The following is a 17,040-nucleotide window of genomic DNA, read 5'->3' on the forward strand; positions in this document are numbered from 1 at the left end:
CGCGGCCGTCTGCGTCTACCCCGACATGGTCGCCACCGCGAAGGAGACGCTGGGCGACTCCGGCGTCCACGTCGCCGCCGTGGCGACGGCCTTCCCGAGCGGCCGCGCGGCCCTGGACATCAAGCTCGCCGACACGCAGGACGCCGTCGAGGCCGGCGCCGACGAGATCGACATGGTCATCGACCGTGGCGCGTTCCTCTCCGGCCGCTACCTCCAGGTCTTCGAGGAGATCGCCCAGGTCCGGGAGGCGTGCGGGGACGCGCACCTCAAGGTGATCTTCGAGACCGGCGAGCTGCAGACCTACGACAACGTCCGCCGCGCCAGCTGGCTCGCGATGATGGCCGGCGGCCACTTCATCAAGACCTCCACCGGCAAGGTGCAGCCGGCGGCCACGCTGCCCGTCACGCTGATCATGCTCGAGGCGGTGCGTGACTTCCGCGAGCAGACCGGCCAGATGGTCGGCGTGAAGCCCGCCGGTGGCATCAAGACCACCAAGGACGCCATCAAGTACCTCGTGATGGTCAACGAGATCTGCGGCGACGACTGGCTCGACCCCGACTGGTTCCGCTTCGGTGCGTCCACGCTGCTCAACGACCTGCTGATGCAGCGCACCAAGATGACGACCGGTCGCTACTCCGGTCCCGACTACTTCACGCTGGACTGAGGCGATTTCAGACATGTCTTTCGAGTACGCCCCCGCACCGGAGTCGCGAGCCGTCGTCGACATCAAGCCGTCCTACGGCCTGTTCATCAACGGTGAGTCCACCGACGGCACCGGCACCGCGTTCAAGACCATCAACCCCGCGACCGAGGAGGTCCTCGCCGAGGTCGCCGAGGCCAGCGACGCCGACGTCGACGAGGCCGTCAAGGCCGCCCGCCGCGCCTACACCCGCGTCTGGTCGCGGATGTCGGGCGCCGAGCGCGCCAAGTACCTCTACCGGATCGCCCGGATCATCCAGGAGCGTGGCCGCGAGCTCGCCGTCCTGGAGTCGATCGACAACGGCAAGCCGATCAAGGAGTCGCGCGACGTCGACGTCCCGATCGTCGCCGCGCACTTCTTCTACTACGCCGGCTGGGCCGACAAGCTGGAGTACTCCGGCTACGGTTCGACCCCGCTCGGCGTCGCCGGCCAGGTCATCCCGTGGAACTTCCCGCTGCTGATGCTGGCGTGGAAGATCGCCCCGGCGCTGGCGTGCGGCAACACGGTCGTGCTCAAGCCGGCCGAGACGACCCCGCTGACCGCGCTGCTGTTCGCGGAGATCTGCCAGCAGGCCGACCTCCCGCCCGGCGTCGTCAACATCGTCACCGGCGCGGGCGACACCGGCCGCGCCATCGTGTCGCACCCCGACGTCGACAAGGTGGCGTTCACCGGGTCGACCGAGGTCGGCAAGGCCATCGCCCGGGCCGTGGCCGGCACCGACAAGAAGGTCACCCTCGAGCTCGGCGGCAAGGCCGCCAACATCGTCTTCGACGACGCCCCCATCGACCAGGCGGTCGAGGGCATCGTCAACGGCATCTTCTTCAACCAGGGCCACGTCTGCTGCGCCGGCTCCCGCCTGCTCGTGCAGGAGTCCATCGCCGACGACCTGCTCGAGCGCCTCAAGCGGCGCATGTCGACGCTGCGCATGGGCGACCCGCTGGACAAGAACACCGACATCGGCGCCATCAACTCCGGCGAGCAGCTCATGCGGATCCGCGAGCTGTCGCAGGTCGGCGACGCCGAGGGCGCCGAGCGCTGGGAGGTCGCCTGCGACCTGCCCACCAAGGGCTTCTGGTTCCCGCCGACGATCTTCACCGGCGTCTCCCAGGCCCACCGGATCGCCCGCGAGGAGATCTTCGGCCCGGTGCTGTCGGTGCTGACCTTCCGCACGCCCTCGGAGGCGATCGAGAAGGCCAACAACACCCCGTTCGGCCTGTCCGCGGGCGTGTGGACCGACAAGGGCTCCCGCATCCTCTCCATGGCCAACCGGCTCCGTGCGGGCGTGGTCTGGGCCAACACCTTCAACAAGTTCGACCCGACCTCGCCGTTCGGCGGCTACAAGGAGTCCGGATACGGCCGCGAGGGCGGCCGCCACGGCCTCGAGGCCTACCTGAAGGGAGCGGACGCGTGAGCCGCATCGACGTACGCAAGACCTACAAGCTCTACATCGGGGGCCAGTTCCCCCGCTCGGAGTCGGGCCGCTCCTACGTCGTCAACGACGCCAAGGGCCGCCTGCTCGCCAACGCCGCCCAGGCCTCGCGCAAGGACGCCCGCGACGCCGTCGTGGCGGCTCGTGCGGCCTTCCCCGGCTGGTCTGGCAAGACGGCGTACAACCGGGCGCAGGTCGTCTACCGCGTCGCCGAGGTCCTCGAGGGCCGCCGCGAGCAGTTCGAGGCCGAGCTCCGTGCCGCGGAGGGCATCACCGCGGCCAGGGCGCGCACCTACGTCGACGCCGCGATCGACCGCCTCGTCTGGTACGCCGGCTGGGCCGACAAGATCACCCAGGTCGTCGGCAACGCCAACCCGGTCGCCGGCCCGTTCTTCAACCTGTCCACGCCCGAGCCGAGCGGTGTCATCGCCGTGGTCGCGCCCCGCGGGGCCCTCCTGGGCCTGGTCAGCGTCGTCGCGCCGCTCATCATCACCGGCAACACCGTCGTGGTGGTCGCCAGCGAGGACAACCCGCTGACCGCGATCACCCTCGGCGAGGTCATGGCGACCAGCGACCTGCCCGGGGGCGTGGTCAACGTGCTCACCGGCTCGCAGGCCGAGATCGCGCCCTGGCTGGCCTCGCACATGGACGTCAACGGCATCGACCTGACCGGCGTCGACGACGCCGAGCTGGCCACCGGGCTCGAGGTGGCCGCGGCCGACAACCTCAAGCGCGTACGCCGTCCCGCCCCCGACACCGACTGGCTCGTCGAGCCCGACCTGGACCGGATGACCCGGTTCCTGGAGACCAAGACGGTCTGGCACCCGATCGGCGTCTGAGCGCCGCACGACACGACGAAGGCCCCCGGAGCGATCTCCGGGGGCCTTCGTTGCAGGGTGCGTCATCGCGGGACGTCGTGGCTCTAGGTCATCCCAGCGAACACCGGCCATGACGTCATGAGAACCTCCGATTCGAGCCGGAAGAACTCCTGACGTCCGGCGGCCGGCGTCATCACGCACATCGCGGCACGTGCGGACACTGCTCAGTACTCTCGTCCCATCCCGACAACAGGTTCTCAGGGGAGCCCGAGGCGAAAGCCGAAGCGGCAGGAGTAGAGGGCGGCAGGCGGGAGGCCCGCTCGCGAGGTCAACGATCGTGACCCCAGGTAGTCCCTGCCGCACCCTGTCCCCTTCATCCGCACATCGACAGATCCGGATGCCTTGGCCAGCTCGAGCCGATCGCCGCCGCAGTGGCCAGCTTCGCGCACGGGGAGCGTCATCAGCGGGCCCGATGAACTTCCACGCACACGGGTGGACCTTCATCTGGCCCTGAGCGTGGACCACGCAGAACAGGGATGGATCTCCACTCGTGCGAGTGGAAATCCATCCCTGGACCGGTGTCAGAGGCAGATCAGCGGTTGAGCAGCGCCGAGGCGAGCACCCCGAGGATCTCGTTGGGGTTGTTCACCAGGTAGTTCTGGCCACCGGTCGCCGCGGCGATCTGGTCGAGCTCGCCCGTGTCGGCGTCCTGCGAGATGCCGATGATGATCACCTTGACCGGCTTCGCGGGGTCGCGGATCGACTTCAGCTGGTTGACCAGCGACTCCAGGGTGAGCGAGCTCGAGTCGTCGCTGGCGCCGTCGGTGAAGATCACCACGGAGTTGAACCAGGCCGGGTCCCACTTCTCCTGGGCGTACTTGTAGGCCGCCAGGGTGGTGTCCATGACGCCGGTGCCGCCCTTGACGCGGCTGACGAGCTTGTCGGCCTCCGACCGGACCACGTCGCCGTGGGTCTGGCCGTCGGCGGCCGGGGCGTCGAGGCGGTCGAGGGTGGCGTACTCCTCCCACGAGGCGCCGTTGGCGCCGCGGTTCTTGGAGAAGCCCCAGATGCCGATGCGGGCCTGGGCCGGGAAGGCGTCGAGCGCCACCTGCGAGGCCTGGACGGCGAGCCCGATGCGGGTGGTGTCGCCGATCGCCATCTTCATCGAGCCGGACAGGTCGACGACCGCCAGGATGCTCGAGGGGACCGACAGCACGCGCCACTGGCGCAGGGTGTCGTCGGTGGTCTTCTGCGGGACCTTGGGCAGGATCTTGGAGTCGCCCATCCCGATGCCCTCGGGCAGGGCGGTGCCGTCGGGGCCACGCAGCTCGGCCTCGGCGATCGCCTCGACGCCGGCGCTGGAGGTGAACCAGCGTGCCATCGCCCGGCCCACGCGGGCGGACAGGTCGCCGCCGGAGGCCAGGATGTCCTTGCTGCCGCGGTTGACGTCGATCAGCGGGAACTGCAGCATCGGCACGCCGGTGGCGGGCGCGACGAGCGTGAGCTGGTCGTTGCTGCGGCGGGCCGCGAGGTAGGCCTGCTCGGTCGCCGGCACCAGCTGGGTGCTGGTCGCCGAGATCGTGGTCAGGTCGGTCTCGGAGCTGCCGCCTGCCACGGCACGCTCGCCGTAGGTCTGCGCGACCGGGACGGTCTTCTCCTCGATGGAGGCCGGGGTCTCGCCGGTGGTCTTCATCTCGGCGTACGGCGCGAGCAGGGCCAGCGCGGAGGCGCCCTGGGCGCTCGGGTCGGCCATGGCCAGGCTGCCGCCGTCGAGGGCCGCGGCCCAGGAGGCGGGCGCCTTGGCGGCGGGGCCGCCGACCAGGCCGACGGGGGTCTGCGCGAGGACGTCGGCGACCGGCGTGCCGGTCCAGCCGGCGGAGGTGAGCTGGCCCTTCCACGTCGGGCTGTCCGGGATCCAGATCTCCGGGAGCTCGGCGTTGGGGTCGGCCAGCAGCGCCACGACGTCCTTCACGGTCCCGGAAGTGACCTTGATGTCGATGCACGGCTCGTCCGCGTTGACGTCCTTGACCGCCTGCTCGACCAGGCTCTCCATCACGGGGGCGGTGGTCAGCGTCACCTGCTCGGAGACGCAGTCCGCCGCCTCGCTGTCGTCGCCGCCGCGCAGGGCGAAGAAGCCGACGAGGCCGATCACCAGGAGCAGCGCGAGACCGACGAGCAGCAGGGGGTTGCCGGTCAGGCCGGGACGCCGCTTCGCGTGCCCGGGGTTGTCCGCGCTCTCGGGCGCGGGAGTCGAGTCGTCAAGACTCATTGGAGTCCTCCCAGAGGAACTGTCAATCAGGGGTCTGGGCGAGACTAATCTCCAGCCTGTCCGTCCGTGGCCGAACAACGAAACGAGTCAGTAACAAATGACACACGCCCAGGTGGTCGTCCTGGCCGGTCCCAGCGGCGCCGGGAAGTCCCGCCTGGCCGAGCGCCTCGGCCTGCCGGTCCTCCGCCTCGACGACTTCTACAAGGACGGTGACGACCCCTCGCTCCCCCGGATCGCCTCGGGAGCCAACGCCGGACTCGTCGACTGGGACCATCCCGACTCCTGGCACCGGGAGGACGCCCTCGCCTCGCTGCGCGAGCTGTGCGCCACCGGTCGCAGCGAGGTGCCGGTCTACGAGATCGCCCAGAACGGGCGCTGCGGCTCCCGGACCGTCGACCTGGGCGGGAGCCCGCGGTTCGTCGCGGAGGGCATCTTCGCCCCCGACGTGGTGGCCACCTGCCGCGCGGAGGGCATGCTGGCGGCGGCGTACTGCATCACCCAGCACCCGCTGGTCACCTTCTGGCGGCGGCTCACCCGCGACCTGCGCGAGCACCGCAAGCCACCGCTGGTCCTCGTCCGGCGCGGCGTGGCCCTCATGCGCGACCAGCAGCGGGTGGTCGCCCACGCGCTCCGGCAGGGGTGCCGCCGGGCCACCGGGGACCAGGCCTACGCCGAGCTGACCCGCCCGTGACCAGGCTCCAGCAGCCCGACCGCCGCTCCTGCGGCGCCGCGTCGCTCGTGATGGCGCGACGGCTCATCGATGCGCGCTACGCCGGCTTGGTCCACGACCAGGCCACCTTCGCCCGCGAGGCCGCCTCCCTGCACCGCCGGCTGACGTCCCTCGCCGACGTCCGTGGCGGCTGGCAGGTCCCCTGGCTGCGGGCGGTCGGCACCCCGCCGTGGGCGGCCGCGCGCGACCTCCGCCTGGTCACCGGCGTGCCGTACGCCGTCCACCCGGTGCGGCTGCGCCGGCGGGTCTGGCCGCACCTGGCCGCCGTGGCGCCCGACCGGCCGGTCGTCGTCTACGTCGGCAGCCGGCTGCTGCCGCGCCACGTCGTGCTGGTCACCGCCGTCGAGGACGACCGCGCGACGACCTACGAGCCGTCCTCCGGACGGCTCGTCGACGTGCCACGGGAGCGCTGGGAGTCCGGGGCGCTCCGGCTGGCCGGGTGGGACCTGCCGTGGTGCGTGATCAGCCCTCGCTGATCAGCCGTCGATGAGGGCGGCGTAGCCCGGCTTGACGACCTCGTCGATGATCGCCAGGCGCTCGTCGAAGGGCAGGAAGGCCGACTTCATCGCGTTGATGGTGAACCACCGCAGGTCCGCGAGGGTGTAGCCGAACGCCTCGACCAGGCCGTGCATCTCCTCGGTCATCGACGTGCCGCTCATCAGCCGGTTGTCGGTGTTGACCGTGACCCGGAAGCGCAGCTTGGTCAGCAGCCCGATCGGGTGCTCGGCGAAGGACTCCGCGGCGCCGGTCTGGATGTTGGAGCTCGGGCACATCTCCAGCGGGATCCGCTTGTCGCGGACGTAGGCCGCGAGCCGGCCCAGCTCGACCGACCCGTCGTCGCCGACCGTGATGTCGTCGATGATGCGCACGCCGTGGCCGAGCCGGTCGGCGCCGCACCACTGGATCGCCTGCCAGATCGACGGCAGCCCGAAGGCCTCGCCTGCGTGGATCGTGAAGTGCGCGTTCTCGCGCTGGAGGTACTCGAACGCGTCGAGGTGGCGGGTGGGAGGGAAGCCGGCCTCGGCGCCGGCGATGTCGAAGCCCGCCACGCCGCGGTCGCGCCAGGCGATCGCGAGCTCGGCGATCTCCATCGAGCGGGCCTGGTGGCGCATCGCGGTCAGCAGCTGGCGTACGACGATCCTGCCGCCGCTGGCGGCCATGCCCTCGTCGAAGCCCTCCTGCACCGCCGCGACGACCTCGTCGAGGGTCAGGCCGCCGGTGACGTGCTGCTCGGGGGCGTAGCGGATCTCGGCGTAGACCACGCCGTCGGCGGCCAGGTCCTCGACGCACTCGCGGGCGACGCGGGTGATCGCGGGCCCGGTCTGCATCACCGCGACGGTGTGGTCGAAGGTCTCGAGGTAGCGCACCAGCGAGCCGGAGTCGGCCGCCTCGGTGAACCACCGGCCCAGGGACTCGGCGTCGCCCGCCGGGAGCTCGTGACCGATGTCCGCGGCCAGCTCGACGATGGTCTGGGGGCGGAGCCCGCCGTCGAGGTGGTCGTGCAGCAGCACCTTGGGTGCCGCGTGCACCTGGTCGCGGGTGGGAGTGGTCATCGGGCCATCCAATCAGGCGCGCCCGGGAGCGAGCACTAGGGTTCGTGCCCATGCGCACCTTCACCACGCTCGACGACGTCGTCGCGGCCGCCGGGTCCGACATCGGCACCAGCGACTGGCTCGTGGTCGACCAGGCCCGCATCGATGCCTTCGCCGACGCCACGCTCGACCACCAGTGGATCCACGTCGACACCGAGGCGGCCGCCGCCGGACCCTTCGGCACGACGATCGCCCACGGCTTCCTCACCCTGAGCCTGCTCCCCCACTTCGCCTCGGAGGTGTTCCGCCTCGAGACCCCCGGCGCCCGGCTCAACTACGGCCTGGAGAAGGTCCGCTTCCCCAGCCCGGTGCCGGTCGACAGCAGGCTCCGCTCGCACGTGCGCTTCGGCGAGGTGCGCGGGCTCGCCCAGGGCAAGCAGCTCATCGTCGAGCACACCGTCGAGCTCGAGGGCCACGACAAGCCCGCCTGCGTGGCCGCCCACGTGGTGCTCCTGCTCGGCTGACTACCGCGACAGCACCGCCTTCGCGAACACCTCGAGGATGTCCTGGGGCTGCGCCGCGAGGTAGGCCTCGCCACCGGTGACGTGGGCCATCTGCTCGAGCGCGGCCAGGTCGGCGTCGCCGCTGATCGCGATGCCCACCAGCCGCACCGGCCGGTCCGGGTCACGCAGTGCCTTCAGCTGCGCCAGCAGCGGGCGCAGCCCGATGGACCCGGGATCCTCGTTCTGACCGTCCGTCATCAGCACGACGGCGTTGGAGTAGTGGGGCCGGTAGCTGCGCACGGCCTCCTTGTACGCCGCCAGCGCCGTGTCGTAGAGCCCGGTGCCGCCGTCGGTGAGGCCCGGCATCTCCATCGCCCGCTGGCGCAGCGCGTAGCGCTGGGTGCGGCCGAAGCGCAGGTCGTCGAGGCGCCGGATCGGCTCGAGCTCGCGCCAGTCCCGGCCCGGGCCGCCCTTGTCGATCGAGAAGACCCACAGACCGACCCGCGCGTGGTCGGGCAGGAACGACAGGCCGATGCCGGCCGCGTCGGCCAGGAGGTCCATCCGGGTGCCCGTCCCGGCGCTGAAGTCCATCGACCCCGAGGCGTCGACGACGGCCAGGATCGACGACGGCACGGCGAGCGTGCGCCACGACTGGACGGTGCCGGAGATGGACGCGCCGGTCGGCGTCGGGAGCACGGTCGTCACGGTCGAGACGGACCCGGGTGACCGCTGGTCGCCGGTGGCCCTGAGGCCCTCCGCGTTGAGCTCGGCACGGCCGTCCGGGCTGCCGAGGTAGTCGGCGAGCGCGCGGGCCACCTCGCGCGCGGCGGGCTCGGCGTCCTCGCTCACGGCCATCGGGAAGTCCAGGGCCGGGGCACCCACGGCGGGGGTCAGGTCGCGCAGGTCGCTGCGGCCCTGGACGGAGGCGAGCTCCTGCTCGGTGGTCACCACCAGGCGCGAGGAGCTGCGGGCGAACATCGCCGGCGCAACCTCGGCGTCGTCCCCGCGCGAACGGCGGGCACCGTAGGTCTGCGCGAACGGTACGACGAGCTGGCGGGCGTCGACGACGCTGCGCCCGACCGCCCGGGCCTCCGCCTGCGGTGCGACCACGGCGAGGGTGCCGGCGACGGTCGTCTCGGGGTCGGGCACCGACACCAGCCCGGACGTCTCGGCGTCACCCCACGAGTCGAACCTGCGGGCGGACTTGCCGCCCACGAGCAGGACCGGTGTGTGCGCGAGGCTCCGGGCGAGCACCCGCAGCCTGGCGTTGCCGACGTAGGCCTTCGTGGTGAGGAAGCGGGACTCCGGGATCCAGATGTCCGGGACGGCACCCCCGAGGGCCACGCCCTTGGCCACGTCGATGCCGGGGCGCAGGTCCGGCTCGACCCGCGTGCACTCGGGCGCGGTCTCCTCGACCGCCTTGAGGACCGCGCCGTAGAGCTCCGGCCCGACGGTGAGCTCGATCGTGTCGTAGGCGCCGCACGAGTCCGCGCCGGCTGCGGACGTGCCGTCGCGGGACATCAGCAGGTAGGCGGCGCCACCGCCGACGACGATGCCGGTCACCAGGAGGAGGACTACGAGGACGGGTGTCCTCATGCTCGCGCGGCCCCCGTCGCGCTCGTCAAGGTTGTTCATGGGACCCCCCGCCCCTTGAGACACCCGCGACGCTAGGTCGCAAGGTAAAGAGATCGGGGGGTTACCGACGGGTCTTCGCCAGAGTTGGTGAGGACCGCTCGGTCAGGAAATCCGGTCCAGGACGAGGTCGGTCGGGGTGAAGGACGACCCGTCGCCGATGTCGTAGCCGCCGTCGAGCGAGGCCAGCGCGCGGTCGAAGCGCTCCGGCTCGTCGGTGAGCAGGGTGAACAGCGGCTCGCCCTCGGTCACGGTGTCGCCCGGGCGGGCGTGCCAGACCACGCCGGCACCGGCCTGGACCGGGTCCTCCTTGCGGGCCCGACCCGCTCCGAGGCGCCAGGCCGCCAGGCCGACCGCCATCGCGTCGAGCCGGGTCAGCGTGCCGCTCGCGGGCGCGGTGACGACGTGCGACTCCTTCGCCTGCGGGAGCGCGGCGTCGGGGTCGCCGCCCTGCGCCCGGATCATCGCCTTCCACGCGTCCATCGCCGAGCCGTCGGCCAGCTTCTCGGCCGGGTCGACGTCGTCGCGACCCGCGCCGGCGAGCATCTCGCGGGCCAGGGCGAGGGTCAGCTCGACCACGTCGGCGGGACCGCCGCCGGCGAGCACCTCGACCGACTCGGCGACCTCGATCGCGTTGCCGGCGGTCAGGCCCAGCGGCGTGGCCATGTCGGTGAGCAGTGCGACCGTGTGCACCCCGGCGTCGGTGCCGAGGGCCACCATCGTCTCCGCGAGCTCGCGGGCGGTGCCGAGGTCCTTCATGAAGGCGCCGCTGCCGACCTTGACGTCGAGCACCAGCGCGCCGGTGCCCTCGGCGATCTTCTTGCTCATGATCGAGCTGGCGATCAGCGGGATGGCCTCGACGGTGCCGGTGACGTCGCGCAGGGCGTAGAGCTTCTTGTCGGCCGGCGCCAGGCCGTCGCCGGCGGCGCAGACCACCGCACCGACGTCCTCGAGGATCGAGAACATCTCCTCGTTGCTGAGCAGCGCCCGCCAGCCGGGGATCGACTCGAGCTTGTCGAGGGTGCCGCCGGTGTGGCCCAGCCCGCGGCCGGAGAGCTGCGGCACCGCCACACCGCAGGCCGCGACGAGCGGCGCCAGCGGCAGGGTGATCTTGTCGCCCACGCCGCCCGTGGAGTGCTTGTCGGCCGTGGGCCGGGACAGGGTGGAGAAGTCCATCCGCTCGCCCGAGGCGATCATCGCCGCGGTCCAGCGGGCGATCTCGGTGCGGTTCATGCCGTTGAGCAGGATCGCCATCGCCAGGGCCGACATCTGCTCGTCGGCGACCTCGCCCCGCGTGTAGGCGTCGATGACCCAGTCGATCTGGCTGTCGCTCAGCTCCTGCTTGTCGCGCTTGGCGAGGATCACCTCGACGGCGTCGTGTGCGGGCATCAGCTGTCCTCCTCCTGCTTCGCCACGTGGGCGAGGTCGTCTGGTCCGAAGGCGTCGGGAAGCACCTCGGACATGGGCCGGACCCCCGTGACGGTCCAGACCAGCAGGTCGCGGCCACCGTGCTCGAAGAGCAGCTGGCGGCAGCGCCCGCACGGCATGATGATCTCGCCCTCGCCGTTGACGCAGACGAAGTGGGTCAGCCGACCGCCCCCGGTGGCGTGCAGCTGCGACACCAGGCCGCACTCCGCGCACAGCACGACGCCGTACGCCGCGTTCTCCACGTTGCAGCCCGACACCACGCGGCCGTCGTCCACGCGTGCGGCGGCGCCGACGGCGTACCCGGAGTACGGCGCGTAGGCGTGGCGCATCACCTCGGTCGCAGCGGCCCTCAAGTCGTCCCAGTCCGTCTGATCCACGCGGCAACTATGGCGCATACGCGGACGAGAAGGTCTTCGGCAGGTTCCGCCGAAAGAAGTCCTGTGACTTTTAGGTCTCAAACGCATTTCAGTACGCCCGATCCGCGTGACGGGTGGCGAACCTGCGGGCATCATGTCGCCGGAAAGCTGACCCCACCCCGGGGGTGCACGAATTTGGAGGCATTTGTGAAGAAGTCGAGGAAGGTCGTCTCGAGCGGCCTCGTGGCGCTCCTGGCGGCCGCGACCCTGGCTGCGTGTGGTGACGCGCCCGAGGATGACAACACCGGCGGCGGCAGTGGGACCGAGGCCGCGAGCGACTTCCAGCCCTGCATCGTCTCCGACGCAGGCGGTTTCGACGACAAGTCGTTCAACCAGCTGGGCTACGAGGGCGCCAACCAGGCCGCCGAGGAGCTCGGCGTCGAGCTGATCAAGGTCGAGTCCAACAGCGAGAACGACTTCGGCCCCAACCTGGAGAGCCTCGTCGGTCAGGGCTGCGACGTGATCGTGACCGTCGGCTTCGCCCTGGCCTCGGCCACCAAGGAGTCGGCCAAGGCCAACCCCGACATCGAGTACGTCCTGATCGACGACTCCGCCGACGGCGGCGAGGACGGCGCGACCTTCGACGGCAAGGCTGACGTCGAGAACATCAAGCCGCTGCTCTACGACACCGCCCAGGCCGCGTTCCTGGCCGGCTACGCCGCTGCCGACTACACCAAGACCGGCAAGGTCGGCACCTACGGCGGCATGCCCTTCCCGACCGTCACCATCTTCATGGACGGCTTCAAGCAGGGCGCCGAGTACTACGCCAAGGAGAAGAAGAAGGACGTCGAGGTCGTCGGCTGGGACGGCAAGAACGGTTCCTTCACCGGTGGCTTCGAGGCCAACGAGGCCGCGACCAGCACCGCCAAGCAGATCCTCGACCAGGACGTCGACGTGATCCTCCCCGTGGGTGGCCCGATCTACCAGGGCGCCATCACCGCGATCGAGGACTCCGGCAAGGACATCGCCATGCTGGGCGTGGACGCCGACCTCTACGAGACCGACCCGGCCACCCAGCCCTACGTCATGACCTCGATCCTCAAGGGCATGAAGGTGTCGACCTACGAGGCCGTCCTTGCGGCGGGCAACGACGAGTTCGACTTCGCCCCCTACATCGGCACGCTCGAGAACGACGGTGTCGGCATCGCGCCGTTCCACGAGTTCGAGAGCAAGGTCAACCCCGAGCTGGCCGCCGAGCTCGACACGGTCAAGGCCGGCATCATCGACGGCTCGATCAAGGTGACGTCCTACCTGAACTGATCACCAGCACGCTCCACCGAGGAGGGAGGCCGACGCGTTCGTCGGCCTCCCTCTTCTCTTGCGCTCGTCTTGCCAGAGCGGCGTCGCAAGGTTTGGCACATCTTTGGCCAGACCACTGGTCCGGTGCCGGTTAACCTTCCCCGCGGCCTCCTCCGCGCGCCCGCTCGTACCATCCCCCGGGGCTGACCCCCCGATCATTCCGACCCCTAGGATGCGATGCCATGAGACTCGTCCTGCGAGGCATCACCAAACGCTTCGGCAGCGTGGTGGCAAACGAATCGATCTCCCTCACCGTCGAGCCCGGCGAGATCCACTGCCTGCTCGGTGAGAACGGCGCCGGCAAGTCCACCCTGATGAACGTCCTCTACGGCCTCTACAAGGCCGACGAGGGCGAGATCGAGCTCGACGGCAAGGTCCAGCACTTCGCCGGGCCCGGCGACGCGATGGCGGTCGGCATCGGCATGGTCCACCAGCACTTCATGCTCATCCCCGTCTTCACCGTCGCCGAGAACGTCATGCTCGGCAACGAGACCACCGGTTTCGCCGGCACGCTCGACCTCGACGAGGCCAGCAAGCGGGTCACCGAGATCTCCGAGCGCTTCGGCTTCCACGTCGACCCGGACGCGGTCGTGGAGGACCTCCCGGTCGGGGTGCAGCAGCGGGTCGAGATCATCAAGGCGCTCTCCCGCGACGCCGAGCTCCTCGTCTTCGACGAGCCGACCGCGGTGCTGACCCCGCAGGAGACCGACGAGCTGATGGACATCATGCGCCAGCTCCGCGAGGCCGGGAAGGCCATCGTCTTCATCACCCACAAGCTGCGCGAGGTCCGCGAGGTCGCCGATCGGATCACCGTCATCCGGCTCGGCAAGGTCGTCGGCGAGGCCGACCCCAAGGCCAGCAACGCCGAGCTCGCCTCGATGATGGTCGGGCGCCCGGTCGAGCTGGTGGTGCACAAGGACGCCCCGAAGCTGGGCGACGACGCCCTGGTCGTGAAGGACCTGCACGTCATCGACGCCGCCGGCCACAAGCAGTGCGACGGCATCAGCTTCTCCATCAAGGCGGGCGAGGTGCTCGCCGTCGCCGGTGTCCAGGGCAACGGCCAGACCGAGCTCACCGAGGCCCTCCTCGGCCTGCAGGACGACATCAGCGGGTCGATCACCCTCGACGGGGTCGAGCTGGTCGGCAGGTCCACCCGCAAGATCCTCGACGCCGGCGTCGGGTTCATCCCCGAGGACCGCCAGGTCGACGGCCTCGTGCCCGGCTTCACCATCGCCGAGAACCTGATGCTCAACCGCAGCTTCAAGTCGCCGTTCGCCAAGAACGGCGCCCTCCGCATCGGTCCCCTGCGCGCCTTCGCGGAGAAGAAGCTCAAGGAGTACGACGTCCGCGCCCGCGACATCGACTCGCTGGCCTCGAACCTCTCGGGTGGCAACCAGCAGAAGGTCGTCGTGGCACGCGAGCTCTCCCGCGACCTGCGCCTGCTCGTCGCGGCCCAGCCCACCCGTGGCGTCGACGTCGGCTCGATCGAGTTCATCCACAAGCAGATCGTCGCCACCCGCGACAGCGGCATCCCGGTGCTGGTGGTCTCCACCGAGCTCGACGAGGTCGTCGCCCTCGCCGACCGGATCATGGTGCTCTACCGAGGCAAGATCGTCGGGATCGTCCCGGCCGACACCCCCCGCGAGACCCTCGGTCTCATGATGACCGGCGAGCGCCCGGACGACCTGAAGGACGTGGTCGCGTGAGCGACACCGAGAAGCCCCAGCCGGACGAGAAGCCGGACGAGAAGCCGGACGAGAAGCCCGACGCGCCGGAGGCGCCCGAGGTCGACACGGCCGAGGACGCCAGCGCGGCCCGGAGCGACCGGTCCCGCTCGCTGCTGCGCGAGATCGCGTCCGGCGACGCGCTGTCCGGCGTGCTCGCCGTGTTCCTCGCCGTCTTCGTCGGCTCGGTGATGATCGCGGCCACCGACGCCAACGTCCGGGAGACCGCCAGCTACATCACCGCCCGCCCGTCCGACTTCTTCACCGCCCTCTGGGACGCCATCTCCGGCGCCTACAGCGCGATGTTCCGAGGCGCGGTCTACAACAACCTCGTCGACGACCCCGCGCAGCAGTGGCGCCCGCTGACGGAGAGCCTGAAGTTCGCCGGCCCCCTCATCCTCGGTGGCCTCGGCGTCGGCATCGCCTTCCGGGCCGCGCTGTTCAACATCGGCGGTCGCGGCCAGATGCTGATCGCGGGCGGCGCTGCCGGCCTGGTCGGCTTCAAGCTCGACCTGCCCATGGTCATCCACCTGCCGCTGGCCATCCTCGTCGGCATGGCCGCCGGCGCCCTGTGGGCCGGCATCGCCGGCCTCCTCAAGGCCCGCACCGGCGCCCACGAGGTGATCCTCACGATCATGCTCAACTACGTCGGCTACTACCTCCTCTTCTGGGCCCTGACCAAGGAGTGGCTGCTGGCGACGCCCGGCTCGGCCAACCCCAAGTCGCCGCCGATGAAGGAGAGCGCGATCCTGCCCAAGGTGCTGGGCGACCGCTTCAACCTGCACCTCGGCTTCGTCCTCGCGCTGGTCGCCGTGGCGGTCGTGTGGTGGCTTCTCAGCCGGTCCACCCTCGGCTACCGGATCCGCGCCGTCGGCGAGAACCCGCACGCCGCCCGGGCGTCGGGCATCAACGTCGGCTGGACCTACACGGTCGTGATGATGATCGCCGGCGCGCTGCTCGGCCTCGCCGGCGTCAACCAGGTGCTCGGCACCGTGACGAGCGGCGTCTCGCTCGACCTCGACGCCGCCATCGGCTTCGACGCCATCACCGTGGCCCTGCTCGGTCGTTCGCGACCCCTCGGGATCCTCGCGGCCGGCCTGTTGTTCGGCGCCCTCAAGGCCGGCGGCTTCACCATGCAGGCCTCGGAGAACATCTCGGTCGACCTGGTCCTGGTCGTGCAGTCGCTGATCGTCCTCTTCCTCGCCGCGCCTCCCCTGGTGCGCGCCATCTTCCGGCTCCCCAACAAGGAGGCCAAGTGAGCACCGTGACCGACCAGCCGCCCGCCGACCACGGCGGGCTGGCTCCCGACCGGGCGGTGACGCCCACCCGGGCGCGCGGCACCCGCAAGCTGCCGATCTTCCTCGGGGTGCTCACCGCGCTGCTGGCCGTCGTCCTGCTCCGGTCGTCGCACGCGGGCGACACGACGTTCCAGCTCGCCGCCGACACCGACTTCGTGGAGCTGCCCGACATCGTGGTGCCGTCCATGGCCACGGCGTGGGTGATGGTGGTGGTGTGCCTCGCGCTCACCGCGGAGGCCGTGCGCCGCATGCTGGCGCACACGCGCCAGCCCCGGTGGATCCCGATCGTGTTCGCGGTCGCCTGGATGACGGGCTTCCTCAGCTGGGCGGCGGCCGACGACCGGATCCGCATCGTCAGCCTGCTCGGCGGCGCGGTCGCCCTGGCGATCCCGCTCGTGTTCGGCGCCCTCGGCGGCGTGCTGGGCGAGCGCGCCGGCGTCGTCAACATCGCCATCGAGGGCCAGCTCCTCTTCGGCGCCTTCGCCGCGGCGATCACTGCGTCGCTGACGGGCTCCCCCTGGGCGGGCCTGCTCGCGGCGATGGTGGCCGGTGCGCTGGTCGCGCTGATCCTCGGCCTGTTCGCGATCACCTACTTCGTCGACCAGGTGATCGTCGGCGTGGTGCTCAACGTGCTCGTCGTCGGCCTGACGAACTTCCTCTTCCGTCAGGTGCTGACCCCCAACGCCGAGTCCCTCAACTCCCCCGAGCGGTTCTCGCGGGTCCCGATCCCCGTGCTCGGCGACATCCCGCTCGTCGGCCCGATCTTCTTCCGCCAGACCGCACTGGTCTACGTGCTCTACATCGTCGTCGCGCTCGTGGCGTACGCCCTCTACCGCACCCGCTGGGGCCTCCGGGTCCGCGCGGTCGGTGAGCACCCGAAGGCCGCCGACACCGTGGGCATCAAGGTCAACCGCACCCGCTACCGCACGATCCTGCTCGCCGGTGCGATCGCGGGCATGGGCGGCGCCTACTTCAGCCTGGTCTCCGTCGCGGGCTTCAACCGTGAGATGACCGGCGGCGCCGGCTACATCGCCCTGGCGGCGGTCATCTTCGGCAAGTGGGACCCGATCCGGGCCACCCTCGCCGCGCTGCTCTTCGGCTTCGCGTCCAACCTCCAGGGCGTGCTCTCGGCCATCGGCTCGCCCGTGCCCAGCCAGTTCATGCTGATGCTCCCCTACCTGGTGACCATCTTCGCGGTGGCCGGCCTGGTCGGTCGCTCGCGACCGCCCGCGGCCGACGGCGTCCCCTACCGACAGCAGTAG

15 protein-coding genes are annotated in these 17,040 nt (G+C 70.7%); 10 read left to right on the top strand and 5 right to left on the bottom strand.

Going from position 1 to position 17,040, the window contains the following annotated elements:
• From deoC to ACE3QY_RS21595, 3 genes are all read left to right on the top strand, one after another.
• Positions 1-664 (top strand): deoxyribose-phosphate aldolase (gene deoC / locus ACE3QY_RS21585; RefSeq protein ID WP_374458127.1); only part of this gene is annotated, 664 nt, incomplete at its 5' end.
• A gap of 13 nt (positions 665-677) precedes the next feature.
• Positions 678-2,111 carry an aldehyde dehydrogenase family protein gene (locus tag ACE3QY_RS21590; RefSeq protein ID WP_374458128.1) on the top strand — a complete coding sequence of 478 codons (1,434 nt, stop codon included), beginning with the start codon at positions 678-680 and terminating at the stop codon, positions 2,109-2,111.
• Entirely contained in the window at positions 2,108-2,968 is an 861-nt protein-coding gene (locus ACE3QY_RS21595; RefSeq protein WP_374458129.1) for an aldehyde dehydrogenase family protein, read from the top strand. Before ACE3QY_RS21590 ends, ACE3QY_RS21595 begins: the two co-directional genes overlap by 4 nt.
• Before the next feature lie 571 nt (positions 2,969-3,539).
• On the opposite strand, the gene ACE3QY_RS21600 is transcribed toward ACE3QY_RS21595, so the two are convergent.
• Positions 3,540-5,216, bottom strand: a complete 1,677-nt coding sequence (locus ACE3QY_RS21600) for a substrate-binding domain-containing protein (RefSeq protein WP_374458130.1) — start codon at positions 5,214-5,216, stop codon at positions 3,540-3,542.
• A 97-nt stretch (positions 5,217-5,313) separates the two neighbouring features.
• Between ACE3QY_RS21600 and ACE3QY_RS21605 the strand changes: the two genes are divergently transcribed.
• Positions 5,314-5,907, top strand: coding sequence for an ATP-binding protein (locus ACE3QY_RS21605; RefSeq protein ID WP_374458131.1), 594 nt, complete (start codon positions 5,314-5,316; stop codon positions 5,905-5,907).
• Positions 5,904-6,422, top strand: a complete 519-nt coding sequence (locus ACE3QY_RS21610) for a hypothetical protein (RefSeq protein WP_374458132.1) — start codon at positions 5,904-5,906, stop codon at positions 6,420-6,422. The genes ACE3QY_RS21605 and ACE3QY_RS21610 overlap by 4 nt, the downstream gene beginning before the upstream one ends.
• Here the strand turns inward: ACE3QY_RS21610 and ACE3QY_RS21615 are convergent, their stop codons facing one another.
• Positions 6,423-7,499 (bottom strand): adenosine deaminase, encoded by a 1,077-nt coding sequence (locus ACE3QY_RS21615; RefSeq protein WP_374458133.1) that lies wholly within the window; start codon positions 7,497-7,499, stop codon positions 6,423-6,425. It abuts the gene before it with no gap.
• A gap of 50 nt (positions 7,500-7,549) precedes the next feature.
• Between ACE3QY_RS21615 and ACE3QY_RS21620 the strand changes: the two genes are divergently transcribed.
• Entirely contained in the window at positions 7,550-8,002 is a 453-nt protein-coding gene (locus ACE3QY_RS21620; protein ID WP_374458134.1) for a MaoC family dehydratase, read from the top strand.
• Here ACE3QY_RS21620 and ACE3QY_RS21625 read toward each other — a convergent pair whose 3' ends face one another.
• From ACE3QY_RS21625 to ACE3QY_RS21635, 3 genes are all read right to left on the bottom strand, one after another.
• Positions 8,003-9,616 carry a substrate-binding domain-containing protein gene (locus ACE3QY_RS21625; RefSeq protein WP_374458135.1) on the bottom strand — a complete coding sequence of 538 codons (1,614 nt, stop codon included), beginning with the start codon at positions 9,614-9,616 and terminating at the stop codon, positions 8,003-8,005.
• A 102-nt stretch (positions 9,617-9,718) separates the two neighbouring features.
• Positions 9,719-11,002, bottom strand: coding sequence for a thymidine phosphorylase (locus ACE3QY_RS21630; protein WP_374458136.1), 1,284 nt, complete (start codon positions 11,000-11,002; stop codon positions 9,719-9,721).
• The gene (locus ACE3QY_RS21635; protein WP_374458137.1) at positions 11,002-11,418 is read right to left on the bottom strand and encodes a cytidine deaminase; all 417 of its coding nucleotides are present in this window, start codon (positions 11,416-11,418) and stop codon (positions 11,002-11,004) included. The genes ACE3QY_RS21630 and ACE3QY_RS21635 overlap by 1 nt, the downstream gene beginning before the upstream one ends.
• A 186-nt stretch (positions 11,419-11,604) precedes the next feature.
• On the opposite strand from ACE3QY_RS21635, the gene ACE3QY_RS21640 reads away from it, so the two are divergent.
• From ACE3QY_RS21640 to ACE3QY_RS21655, 4 genes are all read left to right on the top strand, one after another.
• Positions 11,605-12,717, top strand: coding sequence for a BMP family protein (locus ACE3QY_RS21640; RefSeq protein WP_374458138.1), 1,113 nt, complete (start codon positions 11,605-11,607; stop codon positions 12,715-12,717).
• Positions 12,718-12,938: 221 nt separating this feature from the next.
• Complete coding sequence (locus ACE3QY_RS21645) at positions 12,939-14,462, top strand: ABC transporter ATP-binding protein (RefSeq protein WP_374458139.1); 1,524 nt, start codon at positions 12,939-12,941, stop codon at positions 14,460-14,462.
• Positions 14,459-15,739, top strand: coding sequence for an ABC transporter permease (locus ACE3QY_RS21650; RefSeq protein WP_374458140.1), 1,281 nt, complete (start codon positions 14,459-14,461; stop codon positions 15,737-15,739). The genes ACE3QY_RS21645 and ACE3QY_RS21650 overlap by 4 nt, the downstream gene beginning before the upstream one ends.
• The gene (locus tag ACE3QY_RS21655; RefSeq protein ID WP_374458141.1) at positions 15,736-17,040 is read left to right on the top strand and encodes an ABC transporter permease; all 1,305 of its coding nucleotides are present in this window, start codon (positions 15,736-15,738) and stop codon (positions 17,038-17,040) included. Before ACE3QY_RS21650 ends, ACE3QY_RS21655 begins: the two co-directional genes overlap by 4 nt.

The sequence above is a fragment of the Nocardioides sp. genome, assembly GCF_041913365.1.
GTDB lineage: Bacteria > Actinomycetota > Actinomycetes > Propionibacteriales > Nocardioidaceae > Nocardioides.